This is a genomic window from Neorhizobium tomejilense (assembly GCF_964254135.1).
Lineage (GTDB): Bacteria > Pseudomonadota > Alphaproteobacteria > Rhizobiales > Rhizobiaceae > Neorhizobium > Neorhizobium tomejilense.
Window position 1 is genome coordinate 1,957,008 of the sequence record NZ_CAXUSO020000001.1, and the last position, 24,060, is coordinate 1,981,067.

General features: G+C 62.4%; 26 protein-coding genes. 10 read left to right on the forward strand and 16 right to left on the reverse strand.

The annotated features are described in order from the left end of the window. Positions 1-4: 4 nt before the first annotated feature. Together ACSQ3G_RS10115 and ACSQ3G_RS10120 are read right to left on the reverse strand one after the other, a co-directional pair. A complete protein-coding gene (locus tag ACSQ3G_RS10115) occupies positions 5-481 on the reverse strand; it encodes an SRPBCC family protein (protein WP_436109928.1) in 477 nt (158 codons plus the stop codon). Beyond that, the gene (locus ACSQ3G_RS10120) at positions 478-843 is read right to left on the reverse strand and encodes an ArsR/SmtB family transcription factor (RefSeq protein ID WP_436109929.1); all 366 of its coding nucleotides are present in this window, start codon (positions 841-843) and stop codon (positions 478-480) included. The genes ACSQ3G_RS10115 and ACSQ3G_RS10120 overlap by 4 nt, the downstream gene beginning before the upstream one ends. Before the next feature lie 150 nt (positions 844-993). On the opposite strand from ACSQ3G_RS10120, the gene ACSQ3G_RS10125 reads away from it, so the two are divergent. Genes ACSQ3G_RS10125 through ACSQ3G_RS10135 form a run of 3 tightly spaced genes read left to right on the forward strand, consistent with a single transcriptional unit; the run spans position 994 to position 2,697 of the window. Continuing rightward, positions 994-1,371: a COG4315 family predicted lipoprotein gene (locus ACSQ3G_RS10125; protein ID WP_105400834.1), complete on the forward strand. Its 378-nt coding sequence runs from the start codon at positions 994-996 to the stop codon at positions 1,369-1,371. Next, positions 1,355-1,915: an RNA polymerase sigma factor gene (locus ACSQ3G_RS10130; protein WP_436109930.1), complete on the forward strand. Its 561-nt coding sequence runs from the start codon at positions 1,355-1,357 to the stop codon at positions 1,913-1,915. Before ACSQ3G_RS10125 ends, ACSQ3G_RS10130 begins: the two co-directional genes overlap by 17 nt. Then, positions 1,912-2,697 (forward strand): anti-sigma factor family protein, encoded by a 786-nt coding sequence (locus ACSQ3G_RS10135; protein WP_436109931.1) that lies wholly within the window; start codon positions 1,912-1,914, stop codon positions 2,695-2,697. Before ACSQ3G_RS10130 ends, ACSQ3G_RS10135 begins: the two co-directional genes overlap by 4 nt. Positions 2,698-2,700: 3 nt before the next feature. Here ACSQ3G_RS10135 and ACSQ3G_RS10140 read toward each other — a convergent pair whose 3' ends face one another. Genes ACSQ3G_RS10140 through ACSQ3G_RS10155 form a run of 4 tightly spaced genes read right to left on the reverse strand, consistent with a single transcriptional unit; the run spans position 2,701 to position 4,979 of the window. Beyond that, the gene (locus tag ACSQ3G_RS10140) at positions 2,701-3,072 is read right to left on the reverse strand and encodes a nitrile hydratase accessory protein (RefSeq protein ID WP_436109932.1); all 372 of its coding nucleotides are present in this window, start codon (positions 3,070-3,072) and stop codon (positions 2,701-2,703) included. Then, the gene (gene nthB / locus ACSQ3G_RS10145) at positions 3,059-3,718 is read right to left on the reverse strand and encodes a nitrile hydratase subunit beta (protein ID WP_436109933.1); all 660 of its coding nucleotides are present in this window, start codon (positions 3,716-3,718) and stop codon (positions 3,059-3,061) included. The genes ACSQ3G_RS10140 and nthB overlap by 14 nt, the downstream gene beginning before the upstream one ends. Then, complete coding sequence (nthA, locus tag ACSQ3G_RS10150; RefSeq protein ID WP_436109934.1) at positions 3,715-4,374, reverse strand: nitrile hydratase subunit alpha; 660 nt, start codon at positions 4,372-4,374, stop codon at positions 3,715-3,717. Before nthA ends, nthB begins: the two co-directional genes overlap by 4 nt. 11 nt (positions 4,375-4,385) lie before the next feature. Further along, positions 4,386-4,979: a LysE family translocator gene (locus ACSQ3G_RS10155; RefSeq protein ID WP_436109935.1), complete on the reverse strand. Its 594-nt coding sequence runs from the start codon at positions 4,977-4,979 to the stop codon at positions 4,386-4,388. A 174-nt stretch (positions 4,980-5,153) separates the two neighbouring features. Here ACSQ3G_RS10155 and ACSQ3G_RS10160 point away from each other — a divergent pair, with 174 nt between their 5' ends. Then, a complete protein-coding gene (locus tag ACSQ3G_RS10160; RefSeq protein WP_436109936.1) occupies positions 5,154-5,996 on the forward strand; it encodes an aldo/keto reductase in 843 nt (280 codons plus the stop codon). 73 nt (positions 5,997-6,069) lie between these two features. On the opposite strand, the gene ilvN is transcribed toward ACSQ3G_RS10160, so the two are convergent. After that, positions 6,070-6,642: an acetolactate synthase small subunit gene (gene ilvN / locus ACSQ3G_RS10165; RefSeq protein WP_436109937.1), complete on the reverse strand. Its 573-nt coding sequence runs from the start codon at positions 6,640-6,642 to the stop codon at positions 6,070-6,072. A gap of 50 nt (positions 6,643-6,692) precedes the next feature. Continuing rightward, on the reverse strand, positions 6,693-8,480 hold the full coding sequence (locus tag ACSQ3G_RS10170; protein ID WP_105424520.1) for an acetolactate synthase 3 large subunit: 1,788 nt from the start codon (positions 8,478-8,480) through the stop codon (positions 6,693-6,695). Positions 8,481-8,914: 434 nt separating this feature from the next. On the opposite strand from ACSQ3G_RS10170, the gene ACSQ3G_RS10175 reads away from it, so the two are divergent. Continuing rightward, complete coding sequence (locus tag ACSQ3G_RS10175; protein WP_436109938.1) at positions 8,915-11,032, forward strand: ATP-binding protein; 2,118 nt, start codon at positions 8,915-8,917, stop codon at positions 11,030-11,032. 7 nt (positions 11,033-11,039) lie between these two features. On the opposite strand, the gene miaA is transcribed toward ACSQ3G_RS10175, so the two are convergent. Continuing rightward, the gene (gene miaA / locus ACSQ3G_RS10180; protein WP_436109939.1) at positions 11,040-11,930 is read right to left on the reverse strand and encodes a tRNA (adenosine(37)-N6)-dimethylallyltransferase MiaA; all 891 of its coding nucleotides are present in this window, start codon (positions 11,928-11,930) and stop codon (positions 11,040-11,042) included. On the opposite strand from miaA, the gene serB reads away from it, so the two are divergent. The 4 genes from serB to ACSQ3G_RS10200 are packed head-to-tail and all read left to right on the forward strand — an operon-like array spanning position 11,931 to position 14,141. Next, the gene (gene serB, locus ACSQ3G_RS10185; RefSeq protein WP_436109940.1) at positions 11,931-12,821 is read left to right on the forward strand and encodes a phosphoserine phosphatase SerB; all 891 of its coding nucleotides are present in this window, start codon (positions 11,931-11,933) and stop codon (positions 12,819-12,821) included. 49 nt (positions 12,822-12,870) lie between these two features. Further along, entirely contained in the window at positions 12,871-13,224 is a 354-nt protein-coding gene (locus ACSQ3G_RS10190) for a type II toxin-antitoxin system RelE/ParE family toxin (protein ID WP_245440344.1), read from the forward strand. After that, a complete protein-coding gene (locus tag ACSQ3G_RS10195; protein ID WP_345927186.1) occupies positions 13,221-13,535 on the forward strand; it encodes a helix-turn-helix domain-containing protein in 315 nt (104 codons plus the stop codon). Before ACSQ3G_RS10190 ends, ACSQ3G_RS10195 begins: the two co-directional genes overlap by 4 nt. Before the next feature lie 15 nt (positions 13,536-13,550). Further along, complete coding sequence (locus ACSQ3G_RS10200; RefSeq protein WP_436109941.1) at positions 13,551-14,141, forward strand: GNAT family N-acetyltransferase; 591 nt, start codon at positions 13,551-13,553, stop codon at positions 14,139-14,141. A 16-nt stretch (positions 14,142-14,157) separates the two neighbouring features. Here ACSQ3G_RS10200 and ACSQ3G_RS10205 read toward each other — a convergent pair whose 3' ends face one another. From ACSQ3G_RS10205 to ACSQ3G_RS10230, 6 genes are all read right to left on the reverse strand, one after another. After that, a complete protein-coding gene (locus ACSQ3G_RS10205; protein WP_436109942.1) occupies positions 14,158-15,801 on the reverse strand; it encodes a Do family serine endopeptidase in 1,644 nt (547 codons plus the stop codon). 222 nt (positions 15,802-16,023) lie between these two features. Then, a complete protein-coding gene (gene hflC / locus ACSQ3G_RS10210) occupies positions 16,024-16,974 on the reverse strand; it encodes a protease modulator HflC (RefSeq protein WP_436109943.1) in 951 nt (316 codons plus the stop codon). Continuing rightward, entirely contained in the window at positions 16,971-18,068 is a 1,098-nt protein-coding gene (gene hflK / locus ACSQ3G_RS10215) for an FtsH protease activity modulator HflK (RefSeq protein ID WP_105400980.1), read from the reverse strand. The genes hflC and hflK overlap by 4 nt, the downstream gene beginning before the upstream one ends. 140 nt (positions 18,069-18,208) lie before the next feature. Next, the gene (locus ACSQ3G_RS10220; protein ID WP_436109944.1) at positions 18,209-18,739 is read right to left on the reverse strand and encodes a dihydrofolate reductase; all 531 of its coding nucleotides are present in this window, start codon (positions 18,737-18,739) and stop codon (positions 18,209-18,211) included. Beyond that, positions 18,736-19,530 (reverse strand): thymidylate synthase, encoded by a 795-nt coding sequence (locus tag ACSQ3G_RS10225; protein WP_436109945.1) that lies wholly within the window; start codon positions 19,528-19,530, stop codon positions 18,736-18,738. Before ACSQ3G_RS10225 ends, ACSQ3G_RS10220 begins: the two co-directional genes overlap by 4 nt. A 99-nt stretch (positions 19,531-19,629) precedes the next feature. After that, the gene (locus tag ACSQ3G_RS10230; RefSeq protein WP_436109946.1) at positions 19,630-20,523 is read right to left on the reverse strand and encodes an NAD-dependent epimerase/dehydratase family protein; all 894 of its coding nucleotides are present in this window, start codon (positions 20,521-20,523) and stop codon (positions 19,630-19,632) included. Between the two features lie 250 nt (positions 20,524-20,773). Here ACSQ3G_RS10230 and ACSQ3G_RS10235 point away from each other — a divergent pair, with 250 nt between their 5' ends. Further along, the gene (locus ACSQ3G_RS10235) at positions 20,774-22,675 is read left to right on the forward strand and encodes a multicopper oxidase domain-containing protein (RefSeq protein ID WP_436109947.1); all 1,902 of its coding nucleotides are present in this window, start codon (positions 20,774-20,776) and stop codon (positions 22,673-22,675) included. A 68-nt stretch (positions 22,676-22,743) separates the two neighbouring features. Here the strand turns inward: ACSQ3G_RS10235 and ACSQ3G_RS10240 are convergent, their stop codons facing one another. Next, complete coding sequence (locus ACSQ3G_RS10240) at positions 22,744-23,883, reverse strand: sensor histidine kinase (RefSeq protein ID WP_436109948.1); 1,140 nt, start codon at positions 23,881-23,883, stop codon at positions 22,744-22,746. Positions 23,884-24,060 lie beyond the last annotated feature (177 nt).

Here is a 24,060-nt window from a genome sequence, read left to right on the forward strand (position 1 = left end):
GCCCTCAGTGCCGCCGCTCGACCAGCTTCACCAGCTGCTCGATCACCGTGCCCCAACCGTCGAAAAAGCCCAGCTCGTCATGCATCTTGCGGTCCTCCGGGCTCTTGTGCATGACATGCGCCAGATATTCCGTGCCCTGCGGATGATCCTTGAAGGTGATGATCGCTGTCATAAACGGCTGTTCGGCCGGCCGCCAACCGCCTGTCAGCGCATTGGTGAAGACGATCCTCTCCTGGTCGTCGGCGGCCAGAAAACAGGCGCTGAGATGCGGACCGAAATCGCCGCCGTTCTCGCTCATCTGCGTTTCGAAGGCCCCGCCCGGGCGAATGTCCATCGCCGTGACCCTGCAGAGCGCCGGCGCCGGGATCCACCACTGCTCGAAACTCGCCTTGTCCGTCCAGGCATTCCACACAGCCGAGCGCGGCGCTTTGATCAACCGCGAAATGGTGAGGTCGAGATCCGGATTGAACGTCTGCGTCATCTGCCTGTCTCCCGTTTCTGTTCGTGCCGAAGGAATTCCTGTTTCGCCAGAACCAATTGCTCCAGCCTGTCGGTACGGGCTTCCCAGATCGCCCGCTGTTCGGAAAGCCAGTTCTCCAGCATCGCGAACCGTGCCCGCTCCAGCGTGCATGTCCGCACCCGGCCCTGTTTCTGCGTGCGGATCAGGCCGCTCTCCTCCAGGAAACGCACATGTTTCATGAACGAGGGCAGCGCCATGTCGAACGGTTCCGCGAGATCGCTGATGCTGGCCGATCCGTGACCGAGCCGCCCCAGAACCGCCCGCCGGGTCGGATCTGCAAGCGCCTGGAACAGACCGTCGAGTTCGTTTGAATAGTTTTCCATAAGGATAAGTATCAAATCAAGATACTTAGCTCAATAGCTAAATAATGATTTTCCCGAAAAATCTTCGGCATCGACGGAATAAATCCGCCGCTCCCGGTGTCTTGACTTCGGTGGCCGACGTGAGGCCGCCATCAACCAGGGAGACGATCCATGAAGACCTTCATTCTCGTGCCTTTCGCGCTCGCAGCGCTGACCTCCGTCGCCTTTGCCGCCGGCCCGTTCAAGACCGTCAAGACCTCGACCAAAGGCGAAGTCCTCGTCGGCGAAAAGGGCATGACGCTCTACACCTTCAAGAACGACAAGCCAGGTACTTCCAACTGCTACGACAAGTGCGCCACCAACTGGCCGCCGGTCATGGCCGCTTCCGATGCGAAGGCCGATGGTGCATACTCCATCGTGACCCGCAAGGACGGGGCCAAGCAGTGGGCGAAGGATGGCATGCCGCTCTATTACTGGGTCAAGGACACCAAGGAAGGCGACACCACCGGTGACGGCGTGAACGGCGTTTGGGATGTCGCAAAGCCCTGATCAATCCGCTTCCGGAACGGCGCGTGAGGCACAGGCTCACGCGCCGCTTTCCTTTGAGGCGCAGATCCTCGCCCTCCTGCCCTCGCTCAGGCGCTATTCGCGCAGCCTGACGCGCTCGGACACGGAGAGCGAGGACCTGTTGCAGGATTGCGTCGAGAAGGCGCTGGTCAGTCGCGGCCAGTGGCGCGGCGCGAATTTCAAGTCCTGGGCCTACAGGATCATGACCAATCTTCACCTCAACGCACGGCGGTCGATCGCGCGACGCCCGTCCGTCGGCATCGAGGAGGCCGAGAGCTTGGCTGCAAGCACGGCTGCCGACGATCCCTTGGAAAAGAACCGTCTCGTGCAGGCGCTGGAGACGCTGCCGAAGGAGGCCCGCGCGGTGCTGATGCTGGTTGTCGTCGAAGGTTACGCCTATCAGGAAGTCGCCGAGATGCTGGAGATTCCGGTCGGCACGGTGATGTCGCGCCTGTCTCGGGCGCGCCAGGCATTGCGGGAAAAAATGCGGGAGGAAAACGTCATACCTTTGCGGAGACCACGATGACCGAAGCCAGATCCGTAACCGAAGCGGAACTGCACGCCTATGCCGACGGCGTCCTAAACGAGGCCGACCGCGCTCGCGTGCAGGATTTTCTGGCCGAGAACCCGGACGCCGCACAGATGGTGGCCGACTGGCAGGAACAGAACGACGATCTGCGCGCCGCCTTCGCCGGTCATGAACGATCGAAACCCACCGATATCCAGATTCTCACGGGCGGTCTGGCGCGCACCAGCACCCGGCCGTCCCGCCGCTTCGCGCTGGCAGCCGCCGCGGTCGTGATCTTCGCAGCCGGCGCGCTCGGAGGCCATTATGGCCCGCTGCTGTTCGGACGCCCGGATATCCAGCTTGCCGCTACCGAAGTCCTGCCGCGCGAGGCTCGCAACGCCTTCCTCGTTTATGCAAGCGAAGTGCGCCACCCGGTCGAAGTTTTCGCCAACGAAGAGACGCATCTCGCCAACTGGCTTGGCAAGCGGCTGTCGATCGCCAATCTCAAGGTTCCGAACCTGCAGGGACAGGGCTTCAAGCTGGTCGGCGGCCGCCTCCTGCCGGTCGGCGGCAAGCCGGGCGCGCTGTTCATGTACGAGGACCAGACGGGCCAGCGCCTGACCGTGCTCGTCGGGCGCAACAAGGAAAACCGCACGACCAGTTTTCGGTTCGCCTCCGCCAGCACCGTCGAGACCTTCTACTGGATCGACGGCGAGCTCGGATATGCCGTCACCGGCGAAATCTCCCGCGACATGCTGCGCCGGGTCGCCGAGGAATGTTACCGCCAGTTTCCGAGCTGATCTTCAGCGCAGCGGATCGTTGGCAAGTTCGATCGGCCGGCCATGCGGCGTCGCCTCCGCTGCCCGCTGCCAGCTCCGCTGCAGCCTGAGGATCGTTTCGCAGTCCGCGACGCCCTTGCCGACCAGCAGGCCGGAGAGTGCCGCCACCCAGCAGTCGAAATAGTCGCTGCCGTCATCCGCTCTGCCGGGCTTGTGGACCTCGCCTGAAAGCGCTTCGGCCCATTCGCCCCAGCTGAACAGGCCGCGCTCGTACAGATGCACGGTCATCGCGAAGGCTTCCGCCGCCCAGGGCTCCGGAAACACCGGATCACCCTCCGGTGACTTCGGCAATCCGGGCGACTGCACCAATGCCGAGGGGACCTCACACGCGCTCAAGATAGCTCTCCCAGGCATCGATCGAGACCGTCAGCGTCGGGTCGGCGCCCTCGCCCCAGATTTCAGGGCCGTCGAACACCACCGTATAGACCCATTGCGGGTTCTCGCCCTTGCCATGCGCATTGTCGTCCGGAAATACGAAGGAGCCCTGCACGGCCTCGACGACACCGGTCTTGGCGCGGGCATAACGCGGCAGCCGCGTATGTGTCTCCGGATTGAAATTGCGGGTCCGCACCCGGTCGCCCGGCTGGAACTGTGGTTCCGTCTCGACGGGCCGGTCGCACGGTCCGCCCTTGGCAAGCGCGCCCGCCACCATCTCCGCCTTCAGGATGCGTTTTGGCGTCGCCGGCTCCATCTGCTTGCGGCCCGCATCGATTTCCGCCCGCGCCGCAAAACCATGGCGTTCGAGCAGCACTTCCAGCGCCTGGATCCAGATTTCGTAATAGCTCGCGCCCAGATACGCCGCCGGCGGAATATTTTCGCGCGCATGCCGGCTTTCGTCGATCGTCCAGCCACCGAGAGCACCGCCGGACAGTGTCAGCCCCAGCGCCCGCTTCTCCCACTCGGCATGAAAATACGGCTCGTCCTTTTCCGGCGCCACCGGCCCGAAGCCCATCTGGCCGCCGAGATCATGGGGCCCGTTCATGGCCGAGGCCCCGCAATCGCCGTGCCGATCATCGCGTCGCGGCTGACGAGGTCGGCGAGAGCCTCCTCGCCGAGACCTGCTGTACCTTCCGGCCTTTCGGGGATCACCAGATAGCGCAGTTCGGCGGTCGAATCCCAGACGCGGATCTTCTTGGTCTCCGGCAGGACCAGGCCGAATTCAGCAAGCACGCCGCGCGGATCGATGACCGCGCGCGAGCGATAGGCCGGCGCCTTGTACCAGACCGGCGGCAGCCCGAGTACCGCCCAGGGGTAACAGGAGCACAGCGTGCAGACGACCAGGTTATGGGTATCCGGCGTATTGAACACCGCCCGCATATGCTCGCCCTGCCGGCCGGTAAATCCAAGGCTTGCAATCGCCGCGGTCGCATCGGTTTTTAGCCATTCGGCGAAATCCGGATCGCTCCAGGCCTTGGCGACCACCCGGGCGCCGTTGCGCGGGCCGATCTTCGTCTCATAGGTGTCGACGATCGCATCGATCGCCTTCGGATCGATCAGCCCCTTTTCGGTCAGCACCGTTTCGAGCGCTTTTACGCGCGCCTGCATGTCGCTGTAGCGGTTGTCGTGATCGTGGTCATGGCCGTGCTGGGGGTCATGCCCGTGGTCGTGATGGTGATCGTGGTGATGATGTGTAGACATGGTCGTCTCCCTCACTTCAACATCGGCCAGAGGCTTGCGACAAGCAAGAGCGCCATGGTGATGTTGAACCATTTCAGCCGCGCCGGCACCGACAGCCATTCGCGCAACGCCGAACCGAAGCCGGCCCAGGTCGAAACGCTCGGCACGTTGACCGCAGCGAACGCCAGCCCCACGAGCATCACGGTCGGCAGGTAATATTCCGGGTTCGTATAGGTCGCCATGGCAGTGACTGCCATGACCCAGGCCTTCGGATTGACCCATTGGAAGGCCGCCGCACCAACAAATGTCATCGGCTGTGCACCGGTCTTGCCGTCCGCCAGGCTGCGCGACGTGCCGATCTTCCAGGCGACCCAGAGCAGATAGGCGCCGCCGGCGAATTTCAGTCCGGTGTAGACGACCGGCACCGAATGCAGCAGCGCGCCGAGGCCGAGGCCGACCGCGATCAGCAGCGACAGAAAGCCGGCACCGATGCCGAGCATATGGGGAATTGTCCGCGCAAAGCCGAAGTTCACGCCCGACGCGAACAGCATCATGTTGTTCGGACCCGGCGTGATCGAAGTCGTGAAGGCGAACAGGACAAGGGCCAGAAAAGTTTCCAGCGACATATTTTCTCCTAGCGCCAATCCGTCCCGGCTATCTCGACCATCTCGTTTCGCGGATGGCCCACCTTCCGGTGATAGGATCGTTGGAGAAGATCTTCAAGCGGAACTTGGCAGCTTCAATCAAAGCCATATCTGAGTAGGATATACGTCTCCAGAAGCGACAGACCGAGGTCCCTGATGTCCGATATTCCGACAGTCACCTTGCCCTCCGGCATTTCGGTTCCGGCTCTCGGCCTCGGCACCTGGCAGATGGGCGAGGACGGCCGCAAGGCCGCGGTGGAGATCGAGAGCCTGAAGCGCGGCCTCGACCTCCGCCTGACGCTGATCGACACGGCGGAAATGTATGGCGAGGGCGGGGCCGAAAAAATCACCGGCCAAGCGATCTCCGGCCGCCGGGACCAGGTGTTTCTGGTCAGCAAGGTCTATCCCTGGAATGCCAGCCGGAAGGGTGTCGTCGAGGCCTGCGAACGCAGCCTCGACCGGCTGAAGACCGACCGCCTCGACCTCTATCTCCTGCATTGGCGCGGCGAGCATCCGCTGGCCGAAACCGTCGCCGGCTTCGAGGGACTGCGCCGGGCCGGCAAGATCGGCGCCTGGGGCGTCTCCAATTTCGATCTCGGCGACATGCAGGAACTGATGGAAGTGCTGGATGGCGGAAACTGCGCCGCCAACCAGGTGCTCTACAATCTCTCCCGCCGCGGCGTCGAATACGATCTTCTGCCCTGGTGCCAGGAGCGCGGCATCCCGCTTATGGCCTATTCACCGATCGAACAGGGCCGGCTTGCCAGAAACGGCGAACTGATCCGCATCGCCAAGGCCTATCAGGCCACACCCGCGCAGGTGGCGCTTGCCTTCCTGCTGGAACGCGACGGCGTCATCGCCATCCCGAAATCCGCCAATCCGGACCGCGTCGCGGAAAATGCCGAGGCGGTCGATCTGGATCTCAGCGAGGCGGACTGGACAGCCCTCGACGCCGCCTTCCCGCCACCATCGCAAAAGGCGCCGTTGGAGATGATCTAGTCGAGATCGAGCATCCGACGCTCCGCTACCAGCGTGTCGATCGCCTCGAAGACATCGATCTCCGCCCGACCCGTTACATCCCCTGCGGACCGCGGTTCATCGCCGCGATCCCGGTGCGGCAGACTTCTACTAGGCCGAGCGGCTTCATGATCGCCACGAACTGGTCGATCTTCGAGGATTTCCCGGTGATCTCCAGGATGAAATGCTCGACCGTCGCATCGACGACCTTGGCATGGAAGGCATCCGCAAGCCGCAGCGTTTCGGCGCGGTGTTCGCCCTGGCCGACAACCTTGACCAGCGCCACCTCGCGCTCGATCGGCCGTTCCTGGCCGAGTGCGTGGGCGCGAACAGTCAGGTCGACGACCCGGTGCACCGGTACGATGCGCTCGAGCTGCGCCTTGATCTGTTCGAGCACCGTCGGCGTGCCGCGCGTCACGATGGTAATGCGGGATAGGTGAGCTTCGTGTTCCGTTTCCGAAACCGTCAGGCTCTCGATATTGTAGCCGCGGCCGGAAAACAGGCCGATCACCCGTGCGAGCACACCCGGTTCGTTGGCGACGAGAACCGAAAGCGTGTGGCTTTCGGCTTTCGCCGTCTCAGGCGCGATGAAATAGGCGGATCCGGTCGGTTGCTGATGCGCATTCATGGTCTTGGGTCCATTTCCTCAGAATTTTGTTGAAGGATGTGCCGCCCGTCTCAGACGAGCTGGCGACCCTTGGCATCGATGGCATTGGCAACCGCTTCGTCGGTGGCTTCGTCCGGCAGCAGCATCTCGTTGTGTGCCTTGCCCGAAGGGATCATCGGGAAGCAGTTGGCGAGATTGGCGACGCGGCAATCGAAGATCACCGGCTTCTTGACCGCGATCATTTCCTCGATCTTGTCGTCGAGCTCCTTCGGATCGTCGCAGTAGATGCCGACGGCGCCATAGGCTTCCGCAAGCTTGACGAAGTCCGGCATCGCTTCCGTATAGGAATTCGACAGACGGTTGCCGTGCAGCAGCTGCTGCCACTGGCGGACCATGCCCATGTACTGGTTGTTCAGGATGAAGATCTTGACCGGCAGGTTATGCTGGATGGCGCAGGACATTTCCTGGATGCACATCTGGATCGAGGCGTCACCGGCAACGTCGATAACGAGAGCGTCCGGATGCGCCACCTGAACGCCGATCGCCGCCGGCAGACCATAGCCCATCGTGCCGAGGCCGCCGGAAGTCATCCAGCGGTTGGGCTCCTCGAATTCGAGGAATTGCGCCGCCCACATCTGGTGCTGGCCGACTTCCGTCGTGATGTAGGTGTCATGCCCCCTGGTCGCCTCGAAAAGACGCTGCAGCGCATATTGCGGCATGATGACGTCGTTGGAATGTTTGTAGGAAAAACTCTTGCGAGCCCGCCAGCGGTTGATCTGGCTCCACCATTCCTCGGTCTGCGCCTTGGCCGGCTTTTTCGGCAGCGCGCGCCACAGGCGGACCATGTCTTCGAGAACGCTGCCGACGTCGCCGAGGATCGGGATGTCGACATGCACGTTCTTGTTGATCGAGGACGGGTCGATATCGATATGGACCTTGCGCGAATTCGGTGAGAACGCGTTGAGGCGGCCGGTAATGCGGTCGTCGAAACGGGCGCCGATGCAGACCATGACGTCGCAGTCGTGCATCGCCATGTTCGCCTCGTAGGAACCGTGCATGCCGAGCATGCCGAGCCAGTTCTTGCCCGACGCCGGATAGGTGCCGAGCCCCATCAGCGTCGAGGTGATCGGGAAATCGCTGAGCTCGACCAGCTCGCGCAGCAGGCGCGAGGCGTGCGGGCCGGAATTGACGACGCCGCCGCCGGTGTAGAGGATCGGCCGGCGCGCCGAGGCCATCAGCTCGATAGCCGCCTGAATGGCGTTGATGTCGCCCTGGGTGCGCGGCTGATAACTGGTGTTCTGAGCGATCTCCGGCTTCGGCGTATAGGTACCGGTCGCGAACTGGATGTCCTTCGGGATGTCGACGACGACCGGACCTGGCCGCCCGGTCTGGGCGATGCGGAAGGCCTCGTGGATGATGCCGGCCAGTTCGTTGACGTCCTTGACCAGCCAGTTGTGCTTGGTGCAGGGCCGGGTGATGCCGACGGTGTCGCATTCCTGGAAGGCGTCCGAGCCGATCAACGTCGTCGGGACCTGGCCCGACAGGCAGACCAGCGGCACAGAATCCATCAGCGCATCCTGCAGCGGGGTGACGGCATTGGTGGCGCCTGGACCGGAGGTCACCAGCATGACCCCGACCTTGCCGGTGGAGCGGGCATAACCTTCGGCCGCATGGCCGGCGCCCTGCTCGTGGCGCACCAGAATGTGCTGAATGTCGTCCTGCTGGAAGATCTCGTCATAGATCGGCAGAACGGCGCCGCCCGGATATCCGAAGATATGTTCGACGCCATTGTCCTTCAGAGCCTTCAGGACGATCTCCGCACCAGTCATCCGGTTATCTGGCATCTGATTATCTGGCATCTGGTTGCCCGGCCCCTGATTGTTCGTATCCGTCATTGTCTTGGTCCATTCGCTGCTGGATTTTTACCGGCGGCTCCTCCGAGCCGGATTGAAGGCATAAAAAAAGGCCCCTTGGAGGAGCCTGTCTTTCCGCGCATGGGTGGCTGTCGCCGGACGGTTACACCGTCCTGCCCATGCGCGTTCCCACCACAATAAGAGCGATCGAGATCTTCATGGCGCGAAGTGTTAGCCAGATAAATGTCGTTCGTCAACGTGGGCCTGCACCAAAAATCCTCATCGGCCTGATTTTGCTGCTCCGTTTCCGCGCATTCGGCCGCGCGCTTTCCTACACGAGTTGTTAAGGCCGGCACAATATAGTCCCCCTGTTTGGAGGGTAGCGACCCGACGGACGAACCGTGACCCGTTCCGCCACCCCCAATGATAGGGGCCAGAGTTTGTTGAACAACGATCTGCAACATTCCGCATCTGCAGGAGAGCAGGATCGTCGCGACATCCAGAAGCCGGGCAACCGCATGCTTGGCCGCGTCGTCGCCTGCACCGGCTCGCACGCCACCATTTCCGCCGTTGCTGAACACGGCGAGACCGATCTTACCGAACTGTGGTCCGTCGGCCGGCTGATCTCCATCAGCGTCGGCGAAAACCGTGTCGTGGCGCTTGCCTATGCAATGCAAACCGGTGGCAAGGAATGGAGCGAAAACGGCAACACCGGCTTTCACATCGAGGCCGAACTGCTCGGCGAGGTGCGCAAGGGGCTCAATGGCCGCGACGAATTCACCGGCGGCATTTCCTGTTATCCCTATCTCGGCGCCGTCGCGCACCGGATTCGTGCCGCCGACCTTTCCCGCATTTATGATACCGGCAAGAACGAAACCTGCGTGGTCGGCAAGCTGACGCAGGACGACACGATCGACGCGACGATCCATATCCCGTCGATGCTGTCGAAACATTTCGCCATCGTCGGCTCGACCGGCGTCGGCAAATCGACCGCCGTCTCCCTGCTCCTCCACAAAGCGATCGAGACCGACCCGAAGCTGCGCGTCCTCATTCTCGATCCGCACAACGAATTTGCCGCAGCCTTCCCCGAGCACGCGGTCGTCATCGATACCGAGACGCTCGACCTGCCCTTCTGGCTGATGCGGCTCGAAGAGTTTTCAGAAGTGGTTTTCCGCGGCCGCCCGGCCGTGGCGGAAGAACTCGACATCCTGCGCGACCTGATCCCGGAGGCGAAACGCGCCTTCCGCGGCAACGAGACCTCGCTGATGCGCCGCTCGACGGAAAAAAGCTCGGTCACCGCCGATACGCCGGTCCCCTACCGCATGGCGGACCTCCTGGCGCTGATCGACGAACGTATCGGCCGCCTGGAAGGCCGCGGCGAAAAACCGTTCCTGCGGTCGCTCAAGATGCGCATCCTGTCGGCGATCAACGACCCGCGCTACCATTTCATGTTCTCCAACAATACGATCAACGACACGATCATGGAGACGATCGCCTATATCTTCCGCATTCCCGGCGACGACCGGCCGATCTCGACCTTCCAGCTTGCCGGCATTCCCTCTGAAGTCGTCAATTCCATCGCCTCGGTCCTCTGCCGCATGGCGTTTGAACTGGCGCTCTGGAGCAATGGCGCCATCCACATGCTCGTCGTCTGCGAGGAAGCACACCGCTACGTGCCGGCCGACCGGGAACTTGGTTTCTTCCCGACAAGGCAGGCCATCTCGCGGATCGCCAAGGAGGGCCGCAAATACGGCGTCTCGCTCGGCGTCATCACCCAACGCCCCGGCGAACTCGACCAGACGATCCTGTCGCAGTGTTCCACAGTGTTCGCGATGCGGCTGTCAAACGACCGCGACCAGGAAATCATCAAGTCGGCAATCCCGAATTCGTCGATCTCGACGACCAGCTTCCTGTCGTCGATCGGCAATGGTGAGGCGATCGCCTTCGGCGAGGCGATTTCCGTGCCGATGCGCATGCGGTTTGCCCGCGTCGAGGAAAAATACCTGCCCAAGGCCAATGGGGTCGCCGACAAAGGCACGGAGGATACGCCTGATACGGTCGATCTGCGCACCGTGATCGCCCGTATGCGCGCCGTCAGCGGCCCCGATATTTCCACCTTCCAGCAAAGCTACTCCACGGCGACGGCGCCTTTCGCGGAAGGCGCTTCCGGGGCCGACGAGGATACGGACGATGATTTCCCGCCGGCAGGTGATGCCGAACTCGATCGCTGGAACCGGGAGATCCGCTCGACCGGCCATGTGACGATCAATCCGACGCCGCCCATGGCAGGCAACCCGCAGCTGGAACCCTACCGGCCGGAAATGCTGCCGCGCGCGGCGGGCCCCGAACAACCCTCGGCGCCCCGCCCCGACCGTTTCGCTGAACTGCGCCGCGACCGCCCGCCTGAGCCGCAGCCCTACCAGCCCACGCCTCCGACATTCCAGCGTCCGCCGGTGCCCGAAGGCGCGCCGCGCCCGAACCCGCTGCTCCGGCGCGAAGGATCGCTACGCGAAAGCCTGCTGAAGAAACCGCTGAGCAGCCTTTACGACAAGGACTGAGCCGGACTCAGGCCAGGCGCTCCCAACTCTCGTCCATCTGGTTGCGAAACCAGGTCATCTGGCGCTTGGCATATTGGCGGGTCAATGCCGAGCCACGTTCGATAACCTCTTCCCGGCTCATACGGCCTTCCAGCATCTCGGCGATCTGCACAACGCCGATCGCCTTCACGACAGGCAGGTCGGGGGCGGGATCGAGCGCCAGCAGCGCCCTCACCTCATCTACGGCCCCGGTCTCCAGCATCGTCGCGAAACGGCGGTCGATCCGTTCGTGCAGGAGCTTTCTGTCCGGCAGGACGACAAGCTTCTTCGCCCTCGACGGATCGATCACCACCGGCCCCTGCCTGCCCTGAAACTCGGCGATGGAGCGGCCGGTCTCCGCCAGAACCTCCAGCGCTCTCACGATCCGCTGTCCGTCCTTCGGCTCGAGGTTCGCCGCGACCGTCGCATCGCGTGTCGAAAGCTCCGCATGCAGCGCTTCCGGGCCTTCCTCCTTGAGACGCAGGCGCACCTCGCAACGAATATCCTGCGAGATTTCCGGCATGTCGGACAGGCCGCCGGTCAGCGCCTTGAAATAAAGCCCGGTGCCGCCGACGAAAACCGGCAGCCTGCCCTCGCGCGCCAGTTCCGGCAGAAGCGCCGTCACGTCGCGCAGCCACTCGCCGGTGGAATAGGCCCTCGTCGCCGGCACATGCCCGTAGAGCAGGTGCGGCACGCCCTCCATCTCGTCCTCGGCCGGTCGCGCCGTCAGGACCCGCAGCGTGTCGTAGACCTGCATGCTGTCGGCATTGATCACCACGCCGTTTTTCTCGCGCGCCAGGCGCAATGCAAGCGCCGACTTGCCGCTGGCCGTCGGCCCGGTTATCAGGATCGCATCAAAATTGTCGATAAGGTCGCTCATATGGCTTTCGTTGCCACGCTCATTGCCCATCCGTCAAACCCCGTTCTCACGCAACAGCTCGGAGAACAAGCGGCGGAGGCGGTGAAAGCCTCCGGCCTCTACTGGTTGGCGGATGGGATCGCCTGCGATATCGCCTTGCGCGACGGCTGCGATATCGAGGCAGCCGAGGCCAATCTGAGGGTTGTCATCAGCAGCGTCCCGATCGATCTCGTCATCCAGGACGCGGATACGCGGCGCAAGAAATTCCTGATCGCCGACATGGATTCGACCATGATCGGCCAGGAATGCATCGACGAGCTTGCTGATGTCGTGGGACTGAAGGACAAGGTCGCGACGATCACGGCCCGCGCCATGAACGGCGAGATCGCCTTCGAACCCGCGCTTCGCGAACGTGTCGCACTTCTGAAAGGTCTGCCGATCACGGTCGTCGACGACGTCATCGCCAAGCGCATTACGCTGACCTCAGGTGGGCCGGAACTGATCGCCACTATGAAGGCCAAAGGCCACTACGCCGCGCTCGTGTCGGGCGGTTTCACGGTCTTCACCAGCCGCATCGCCGCGACCCTCGGCTTCGACGAGAACCGCGCCAACATCCTCCTCGAAAACGATGGCATCCTCACCGGCGAGGTCGCCGAACCCATCCTCGGCAAACAGGCCAAGGTGGACGCGCTGCTTGCCATCGCGGAAAAGCTCGGCATCTCCCCGGAAGACGCGATCGCCGTCGGCGACGGCGCCAACGATCTCGGCATGCTCGACATCGCCGGTTCCGGTGTCGCGCTGCACGCCAAGCCCACCGTTGCCGCCCAGGCCAGGATGCGCATCGACCACGGCGATCTGACCGCCCTCCTCTATATCCAGGGTTATCGCAAGACGGATTTCGTGACGGCCTGATTGCAACCCTTGCGATTGACTGATTGAAATATACATCGCATTATTTGCATTGAAGATCATTGCAAAAATGGTATATTTTATGCCTTGGACGATTGAGTTTCTCGATGCTGAAGTAAGGGAAAAACTCTATTCCCTTCCCTTGGACATGCGTGCGGTCTTCGAGCGCATCTCTCACCTGATCGAAGACCATGGCCTTGCCGGGATGCGCGCGCCATATGTGAAGCATCTCGAAGGCCCCGTTTGGGAAATGCGCCTAACGGGGCGCGATGGCATTGCCCGTGCCGCCTATATTACGGTGAAAGAAAGGCGCGTCGTTGTCGTGCACGTTTTTCGAAAGAAAACTCAGAAAACGCCGCGTCGCGACATCGAATTCGCGCTGAAGAAAGCGAAGGAGGTCAAATGACGAAACGAAATAGCCTGCTTGCCCGAGATGCCTTTGAAGAGTGGCGCAAGGACCCCGAATTCGTCGCGGCATACGACGCCCTCGAAGAGGAGTTCGCCCTCGCGGAGGCCCTGATCAAGGCTCGCGCCCAGGCGTCCATGACGCAGGAAGACGTTGCCAAGGCCATGGGTACGACGCAGGCTGCGATCGCGCGGCTGGAGAGCGGTCGCTCCATGCCCTCCACCCGCACCCTGCAGCGTTTCGCCGATGCCACCGGTACCAAACTGCGCATCAGGTTCGAAAAGCCGAAATCCTCTGCGAAGGTTTCGTAGGACAAAGCCCAAGACATGCCCCCACGGATCATCCTCGAAACCGAACGCCTGCGCCTCAGAAGCTGGATCGACAGCGACCGTGGCCTCTTTCGCGAGATCAATTCCGATCCGAAGGTGATGGAGTTTTTCCCGTTCCGCCGCACCCACGAGGAGGCCGACACCTTCCTCGCAAAACTCAATGATGCGATCACCGAAACCGGGCTCGGCTTTTACGCGCTGGAACTGAAGGAAACGCAGGAGCCCATGGGTTTCTGTGGCCTGTCGCTCGCCAACATGCCGGATATCTTTCCGATCGAGACGGTGGAGATCGGCTGGCGGCTGGCGACCCGGTTCTGGGGCAACGGTTATGTCACGGAGGCAGCCCGCGCGCTGCTCGACTTCGCCTTCGGCGAAAAGCACCTCGATGCGGTCGTCTCCTTCGCAGTCGGCGAAAACAGGCGATCGACCGCAGTGATGAAGCGGCTCGGCCTGCATCGCATCACCGGCATGGATTTCGACCATCCGCGGGTGCCGGATACGCATCCGCATCTGAAACCGCATGTGGTCTACGCGATTACACGCGATGAGTGGCAACGCCAGGGGGCGGCCGCGGGGCACACCCACTGACCGCCTCGCCCTGGGCTTATTCCAGCGGCAGCGCCACGAAGCGCAGGTTTCCGGAAGGATCCGAGACCATCACATGCGCGTTGCGCCGGCCCTCGGACTTCAGGACCGAGATCCGCTTGACGACGTCGGCCGGGCTTTCGACGAAATCCTGCGCCACCTCGACCACGACCTCGCCGACCTTCAACCCCTTCTGGGCTGCCGGCGAATTCGGCGCGACGGCGGTGATCAATACCCCCTCGACGCTTTCAACGATGCTGAAACTCTTGCGGCGCTCCTCGTCGAGCACGGCGAGCGTCATGCCGAAGGCTGCGGCCGGGTCCTGGCTGAGTTCGCCCTTCTGGTCCCCGGGCGGCTTGTTGTCCGGCGTCTTGTTCTCGCCCTGGCCTTCCGGCAGGGCCGGCTGGTCGTCTTCCTCCTCCGGATCGGCGCTATCCTCCAGGCGGCCGAGCGTCACCTTGACGGTCTGCTGCTTGCCGTCGCGCAGGATCACCACGTCGACTTCCTTGTTGACCGGGCTTTCCGCAACGATGCGCGGCAGGTCGCGCATCTCGTTGACGGACTGGCCGTCGAAGGTGAGGACCACGTCGCCTGCCTTGATCTCGCCGTTCTTGATCGGCCCGCCGTTGACCACGCCGGATACCAGCGCGCCGCGCGCCCGGTCGAGGCCGAGGCTTGCCGCCACGTCGTCGGTGACCGGCTGGATGCGCACGCCGAGCCAGCCGCGACGCGTCTCGCCGAATTCGGTCAGCTGGTGCACGACATTTTCGGCGAGCTCCGTCGGTACGGCGAAGCCGATACCGATCGAACCGCCGGACGGTGAAATGATCGCGGTATTGATGCCGATCACCTCGCCGCGCATGTTGAACAGCGGGCCGCCGGAATTGCCCTTGTTGATCGCCGCATCCGTCTGAATGAAGTTGTCGTAGGGACCGGCATTGATGTTGCGGCCGCGGGCCGAGATGATGCCCAGTGTCACGGATCCGCCGAGGCCGAAGGGGTTGCCGATCGCCATCACCCAGTCGCCGATCCGCATGCGGCGGGAATCGCCGAAGCGCACGGCCTTGAGCGGCGCCTTGGGCTCGACCTTCAGGACCGACAGGTCGGTCTTGGTGTCGGTGCCAACCAGCTTGGCCTTGAGCTTCGAGCCGTTCGGGAAAATCACCTCGATGTCGTCGGCGCCTTCAATGACGTGGTTGTTGGTGACCACGTAGCCGGAGGGATCGATCACGAAGCCGGAGCCGAGCGAAGAAACCTTCTGATTGCCGTTCTGGTTGCCCTGGCCATCGAAGAAGTCCTCGAAAAACTCCTGGAACGGCGAGCCCTCCTGGATCTGAGGCTGCGGGCCGGCCCCCTGGTCCTTGACGCTCTGGGAGGTGGAGATGTTGACGACGGCATCGAGCAGGCCCTCGGCGAGATCGGCGATCGAGCCCGGGCCGCCGCCTGCCATCGGCCCGGGAGCCGGGGGCGGATTAATGGTCGGAGACGGGGTCGGCGGAGCCGGCAGCATGACGCCCGGAGAACCGGCCGGCGGATTGGCGCTCTGCCCCGGGGCGGCAGGGACCGGTGTCTGGGCAATCGCCTGCAAGGGTGCCGCCAGCAGGGCAAAAGTTGCCGCAAGCGTGACGGTGCGCTTGAAGGTCGATCGAACCGAATGGGCCATCTGGCGTCCTCGCTGTTGGGTTGTCCGCATCACCCCGGAAGAGCGGTCTCCACCCGGGCAGGCTATAGGAACCTTTGAATCGGGCGGAGTTTCGGCAGAGCATAAGGCGGAATGACGACTGTGGAAATTACCTTTTCGTGAGGACTGCGCCCTCTACCCGTCACGCCTGTGGATGGTCTTGTCATGAAAGGGGCGGCTTTGCGCCGCCCCAAGCTTGTCGGATCAGTTCGCCGGCGCTGCGGGCGCGGCAGGCGGTGCCGGTCGAGCCGGAGGCTGGATCGGCGCAAGTGCCTGACCTGCGGACGAGTTGAAGAACCGGAAGAATTCCGAATCCGGCGACAGCACCAGCGTCGTGCCGTTGTCGGCAAGTGCAGCCACATAAGCCCGCATGGTACGGTAGAACTCGAAGAAGCTCGGATCGCGCTGGAAGGCTTCGCCGAAGATCTTGTTGCGTTCGGCATCGCCCTGACCGCGCATGATTTCCGAATCCCGCTGCGCTTCGGAGACCAGCTCGACCACCTGACGGTCGGCGATGGCGCGGCGACGCTGGCCCTGCTCGTTACCACGAGCGCGGATCAGTTCAGCTTCTGCAAGACGTTCCGCCTTCATACGCTGGAAGGTCTGCTGCGACACTTCCTGGGTGAGGTCGGTGCGGCGGATACGAACATCGCGGATCGCGAGCCCGAGGGTTTCCGCAGCCGCGGTGAGGTCGGCGCGAACCTCCTGCATCATCGAAGAGCGCTCGTTGGAAAGCGCCGCGTCGAAATTGCGCAGACCGTAGACCCGGCGCAGAGCCGCATCGAGGCGGGTGCGAAGGCGCGATTCGGCCGAATCGCGGTCGCCCGAGACAGTTTCCCGGAAGAGGCGCGGATCGGTGATCGAGTAGACGACGAAAGCGTCGACTTCATAGAAGGCACCACCGCGCACCTGGACGCGGATATTGTCGAGATCGAAGCGCAAAGCCCGGTCCTCGACATACTGGACGCGGTCGGCGTCCATGAATGCGAAGGGCAGCTTGAAGTAGATGCCCGGCTCGCGCTTGACGTCCTGGATTTCGCCGAAGCGGACGACGATCGCCTGTTCGCGCTCATTGACCACGAAGACCGACGAATAGATGAGCATGAGAAGGACCGCGAGGCCGATCAGGATTGCGGGGAGTCGATTGGAGTTCATCGTGTGCCTCCCTGGTTCGTCTGCGGCTTGATCATCTCGTTGAGCGGCAGATAGGGAACCACGCCGTCCTTGTTGTCCAGAATGATCTTGCGGGAGTTCTTCAGCACCGTTTCCATGGTTTCGAGGAAGATGCGCCGGCGCGTCACTTCAGGCGCGTTGGCATATTCGTTATAGATGGAGACGAAGCGCTGCGCCTCGCCCTGCGCTTCGTTGACGACCTTGTCCTTGTAGGCGGATGCCTCTTCGCGGACCTGGGCTGCCTGACCGCGGGCCTGACCGAGCTTCTGGTTGGCGTATTGGTTCGCCTCTTCGACGAAACGATCCTCGTCCTGTTCGGCACGCTGCACTTCTTCGAAGGCGTCGGCCACTTCACGCGGCGGCGCCGCATCCTCGATCGGTACAGCATTGATGGAAAGGCCGGAGCCGTAGGTATCCATCGTACCCTGGATGATGCTGCGCACTTCCGTCGAGATGCCTTCGCGGTTGTCGCGGAAAATGTCCTGCGCCGGACGGCGGCCGACGACTTCGCGCATGGCACTTTCGGAAACCTGCTGCAGCGTCGAAGCCGGGCCTTCCAGGTTGAAGAGATAGGCCTTCGGATCGGTCACGGTGAACAGAACCGAGAACTGAACGTTGACGATGTTCTGGTCGCCGGTCAGCATCCAGCCGGCATTGGAGCTTGAGCCCCGAGCCGCGCCGATATTCTGCTGCTGTTCGGTGACCTTGACGATCTCGACGGACTCGAAGGGCCAGAAATGGAAATGCAGGCCCGGCATCGAGATTTCGTCCTTCGGGCGGCCGAAACGCAGTTCGACCCCGCGCTCGTCCGGCTGGACCGTATAGACGGACTGGAAGGCGAGGAAGGCAATGATCACGATGAGAACGATCGCGAAGGCGCCGCCGTTGAAGCCGCCGGGCATTACGCTGCGCAGCCGGTCCTGACTGCGCCTTATGATGTCTTCGAGGTCGGGCGGACCGCCGCTGCCCCCGCCGCCGCGTGGGCGGTTCGGTCCCTGTCCCCAGGGCCCTTGATTATTACCGCCACCGCCGCCCCAAGGACCGCCGCCGCCACCATTCTGATTGCTCCAGGGCATCAAAACCTCTTTGTTCGTATTCGCTCCCAAACCGCGACCCTGCCGTGCGGCAGCCGTCTGGCTATTGCCCGTTATAGGGATGCGCCGACCTGCTTTCAACGCAGGTTCAATAACTTCCCGTTCAACGGTAACGAAATGTTTCAGTTTGTCGCGGTTCGGCGGGCATAAGTGGCGAAACGGGTCGGATAACTGTCCTTCTCGCCCACCGGAACGGCAACCTCATCGATCTTCTCGAACACCGCCGGATCGATGGCCGGAAAGACCGTATCACCGTCCGAAATATCGGTTTCGACATGGGTAACGCGCAGCATGTCTGCGATCTCGATCGCCTGGGCATAAATCTCGCCGCCGCCGAGCACATAAATCTCGTCGGCTCCGGCCTCCTCGGCCCTGCGGCCGGCAATCTTCAGTGCCTCGTCGAGGGAGGCTGCCACATCGATGCCCTCGTAGTGGAAGTCCGGATTGCGCGTGACGACCACATGCGGCCGGCCAGGGAGAGGTCTGCCGCCGAAACTGTCGAAGGTCTTGCGCCCGACGATCACCGGTTTGCCCAAGGTCAGCGCCTTGAAGCGCTTCAGATCGGTCGAAAGTCTCCAGGGCATATCGCCATCGCGGCCTATGACGCCGTTCCGCGAGACGGCGGCGATGATGACGAGATGGGGCTTGCTCACACCGCCACCGCCGCCTTGATATGCGGATCGGCCTCGTATCCTTCCAGCGCAAAATCCTCGAAGCGGAAGGAGAAGATGTCCTTTACCGCAGGATTGACGCGCATGGTGGGCAGCGCTTTCGGGGTACGGGTCAGCTGCAGCTTCGCCTGATCGAAGTGATCCGAGTAGATATGCGTATCGCCGAACGTGTGGACGAAGTCGCCGGGCTTCAGGCCGGTCACCTGGGCGACCATCATCGTCAGCAGGGCGTAGGATGCGATGTTAAACGGCACGCCGAGAAAGACGTCGGCGGAGCGCTGGTAGAGCTGGCAGGAGAGCTTGCCGTCGGCGACGTAGAACTGGAACAGGCAATGGCAGGCCGGCAGCGCCATCTCGTCGAGCTGGCCGACGTTCCAGGCCGACACGATATGCCGGCGCGAATTGGGGTTGACCTTGAGGCCCTCGATCAATTGCGAAATCTGGTCGATCTGGCGGCCGTCGGGGGCGGGCCAGGAGCGCCATTGATAGCCGTAGACGGGGCCAAGCTCGCCCTTCTCGTCGGCCCATTCATCCCAGATCGAGACGCCGTTCTCCTTCAGATAGGCGACGTTCGTATCGCCCTTCAGGAACCACAGGAGCTCGTGGATGATCGATCTCAGATGCAGCTTCTTGGTCGTCAGGACCGGAAAACCTTCTGCGAGGTCGAAGCGCATCTGATAGCCGAATACCGAGCGGGTGCCCTTGCCGGTCCGGTCGCCCCGGTCGGTGCCGGTTTCCATCACATGCCGGAGAAGATCGAGATATTGTTTCATGGGTCAGGCCGCCGATTCCATCGTCATGGAATCATATAGTAGCATAGCTCGGCCCGACCAATCGCGTTTGGTGGCTTTCCCCCGTTTTAGCGGCGCCAATCACCTGGTGACGTATTGGCGCCAATCGTGGCTCTCGGCGAAACCCAGGACCTCCCTGATCTTGCGGTTGCTGATCGGAGCCTCGAATTCGCCGATCTCGCCGACGATGGGCGTGCCGGGCGCCCAGCGCTCGAGGAACGGCCGGGTCGGCTCAAGCGCCGTAATCGTGTCGTTGACCGCGTTGAAGACCTGGAAGCCCAGGCCGTCCTTTTCGATGCAGAGATGCACGATCTGGCCGAGATCGCGGGCATCGATATAGCTCCAGGCATTGCGCTTGCGCGATGGCGGGTCGGCGAGGAAGACGGGGAAGCGGCTGTAGTCCTCCGGCGAGATCACGTTGCCGATCCGAAGCGCGTAGATGTCCGCGCCGAAACGCATGGCAAAGGCCCGCGCCGTCTTCTCGTTGACGACCTTGGAGAGACCGTAGCTGTCCATCGGATCGACATCGTAATCTTCGGTGAGCGGAAAGGAATGGTAGTCCCTGTCGCCCTCGGCAAAGCAGACCCCATAGGTCGTCTCGCTGGATGCGATGATCACCTTGGGGATACCGAGCTTCATCGCCGCCTCGATGACGTTGTAGGTGGAGATCGTGTTGGCCGAAAACGTCGCGTTGTCGGGGCGCAACAGGATGCGCGGCACGGCGGCGAAATGCACCACCGCATCGGCGGGCGCCGGCCCCTTGCCGCTCTCCAGTCCCTTGAAGCCGAAATGCATCGACAGCGCGTTGAAGGTCTCGCCGCCGTCCCTGAGATCGGCAATCAGCGTGTTGACGCCGGGGCACTCGAGCGGCACTAGGTCGAGGTTGAGGACCTCATGCCCTTGCCCTACGAGATACGGCACGACATGCCGTCCGGCCTTGCCGCTGCCGCCGGTGAATACGATCCGCTTGCCCATGACGTGCCTCCTCAAATCCCATCCTGGCCCTGCCGCAACTGTCGATATCGTCCGCCCACCTTCTGCGAGCCCGGCATCGCCAGCCGAAACGACCTGTCTGGCTCGATGATGAAGCATGGCACCACCAGCCCGTCAACGTCGATCGCGCAAAAGCAGGACGCCTGAAACACGCCTCGACGCGCTTGACCTTCCAATGCTGGAAACTTGTAGCGTCCGCTCCATCTCGTGACTTCGCGACTTGGAGGAAGCCGTGTTCATCCAGCCAATCGACTATCTTCTCTTCGTCTGGTTCATCCTCGCCGGCCTGAGCACCCTGTACGTCGCCTGGGATCAGTTCAGGAACAATCCCGAGCCGGCTGTGATGAAATGGGGCTTCATCCTCGTCACGCTCTACCTCGGGCCGATCGGCCTGCTCCTCTACATCCTGGCCGACAAGGAACCTGTGCCCGGAACGCACGAAGAGTTCATCAAGCCGCTGTGGAAGCAGGGGATCGGCTCCACCATCCACTGCGTTGCCGGCGATGCGACGGGCATCATCATCGCCGCTGCGATCACCGCCCTTCTCGGGCTGCCGATGTGGATCGATATCATCATCGAATACATCGCCGGCTTCACGCTCGGCCTGTTCATCTTCCAGGCTCTGTTCATGAAGAACATGATGGGCGGCACTTACTGGCAGAATGTCCGAAATTCGTTCATGCCGGAATTCATCAGCATGAATGCGATGATGGCCGGCATGGCTCCGGTCATGGCGATCCTGATGATGGGCCGCGACATGAGGGCCATGTGGCCGGGAGAGATGCTCTTCTGGGGCGTGATGGCCCTCGGCATCGGGGTCGGTTTTGTCATCGCCTACCCGTTCAACGTCTGGCTGGTCGCCAAGGGCCTGAAGCACGGGCTGATGACGGAGCGAGGCCACGTGTCCGGCGACACTCATGGGCAGCACCAGCAGGAGGGCGCACCTGCCCACGGAGAGGCGCGAGGACAAGATCCAGCCGGCAACCATCAGCATCATGGGTCGGGGCAGGATCGCCCAAGCCGCGCATTCGCCCCTACCCGTCTCCAGATCGCGACGATGGCCGCCTTCACCTCGATCATGCTGATTGCCGGCTTCGCCTACCCGTTCACCAAGGTGAACATGCAACTGAGCGCCCACGACGTCGGTGGTGCGATCATGGCCCCCGGGATGATCATGACGTTCGATACGCCGGGCGACGCCATGCGCGACATGGCGGCGGTCGATCCCCGTCTCGCCGGTTTTCGGGCGCGGGAGACGGCGACGGGCGGCGAAGTCCTTCCGCCGCGTATCGATGGCGACGTCAAGGTCTTCGACCTGACCGCCTCGGTGATCGGGTGGTCGATATTGCCCGGCGAAACGGTGGAAGCCTACGCCTACAACAATCAGGTTCCAGGCCCGACCTTGCGGGTCGTGCAAGGCGACAAGGTCCGGATCAACGTCACGAACCGGCTGCCAGAAAGCACGACCGTCCATTGGCATGGCCTGATCCTGCCAAACGAGATGGACGGGCCGGCCCACATCACCCAGAAGCCGATAGAGCCCGGCCAGACCTTCACCTACGAATATACCGTCGGGCAGTCGGGCACGTATTTCTACCACACGCACGACCACGTGGACCGGCAGCAGTCGCTTGGCCTGTACGGCGCACTGATCATCGATCCCAAGGATGCGGCGAACGAAATTCCGGCCGATCTCGAATATACGATGCAGCTTCAGGAATGGGTGAAGCGGGAGTGGCTCACATATCCCGCCATGCCGATGGAAGGTGCCCTGCCCAACTTCTTCACGATCAACGGGAAATCCTATCCCGCAACGGATACGATCAAGATGAAGGTCGGGCAGAAACTGAAAATACGCTTCGTCGGTTCCCACACGACGGCCATCCATCCGATGCACGTCCATGGAGGCCCGTTCGAGGTCGCCGCACGCGACGGGGAGACACTGGCGCCAGCCGCCCGCTACCTGGCCGACACGGTCAACATTGCTCCCGGACAACGCTACGATGTCCTATGGACCGCCCGGCGGCCGGGCAAATGGCTCGTCCACTGCCATATCTCCCACCACACGACGAACAACAATGTCGAAACCGACGGCGGTGGTGGCTTAATGCTGGTGATCGATGTCCAAACGTGAGTGTTTCAGCTCGACTTCGCCCATGATCGCGCCATATGAGAGGCGATCACGCCGCACGCGGAGCAGTTTCAGAGGCGGCGGAACAGGATAACCACAGACAGCCCCGGCGCATTGTCCAGCAACTCGACCTTCGCACCATGAAGCTCTGCAATCGCTTTTACGAGGCTGAGGCCAAGACCCGATCCGACGGTGGTTCTGCTTTTTTCTAGCCGATAGAAGCGATCGAATACCCGCTCCCGCTCTTCCGCAGGAATGCCTGGCCCGTCATCGGATACGCTCAAGCAGATGGCGCCGCTACGATGCGTCACGCCCAATGTGATGGTGGAGCCGGGCGGGGTATGACGGAGCGCGTTGGCGAGCAGATTGGCCAACATCTGCCTTATCAGGTCCGGATCGGCGCGAACCTGACATTCCTCACCCGCTTCCTGCATACGAAGCGTGTAGCCGTCCTCCGCGGCGATCGCGTCGTAAATATCGTAGATGTCGCGGACCAGTGCAGTGAGATCGATTGACTTGAAATGGGCAGTCCTGTTGCGGGCCTCGATCTGAGCAATCCTCAGGAGTGCGTCGAACGTGCTCGCTATCGCGGTCAGTTCAGCGAGAGCGGCTTCTACCGCGTTTCTGGCCTCTTCCATTGTTTCTGCCTGCAGAGCATCGTCCAGAATCAGGAACGTCCGACCGATCGGCGTTTTCAGGTCATGGGCGACGTCCGTCGTTACATGGTTCAAGGTGGCAACGCTCGCCTCCAGACGCTCCAGCGCAACATTGACCTCCGACGATAACATGTCGATCTCGTCCATCCTCGACGAGACCGGCAGTCGCCTCGCAAGCTCGCCGCGGCCGATGGCATGAGCGGTTTGGGAGAGCTCCGAAATCCGCCGACGGGTGCGATATCTCAGGACGACCGCTCCGCCTAGCCCGACGGTAAATACGATTGCGGTGGCCCACCCGAAGCTGACCAACACGATCCGTGCCAGTTCGTCGGTGTCGCCGTAGCTGATGCCAACCGTCAGGTCGTTCCCGTCGAGCTGGCCCCGGAACAGCTTATAGTTGACGTCGCTTTGATGCTGATCTTTAGGCCTCAGGGTCGAGAAGCCTTTCGCAACGCCTTCCAGTTCGGCGTTTCCGGCAATCAGCGCTCCGGATGAATTCCGGAGCGTGTAGATCGTCTCTTCGCCTCGGATCGCCGGGCCGTGGCTGTTGATCATGCTGATCGCGCCTGGGAGGCCGCGAGCCTCGTAGGCTGACCCGATTTCCCTGTATCGCTCCATAACGTTTGCGTTGAGCCGCTCGTCCAGAAAATTCAGCACCATCTGGTAGGCAATGACGTTGGCTGCGAGGTAGGAGACCACAAACAGCGATATGTAGAGGAAGGCAAGCCGGAC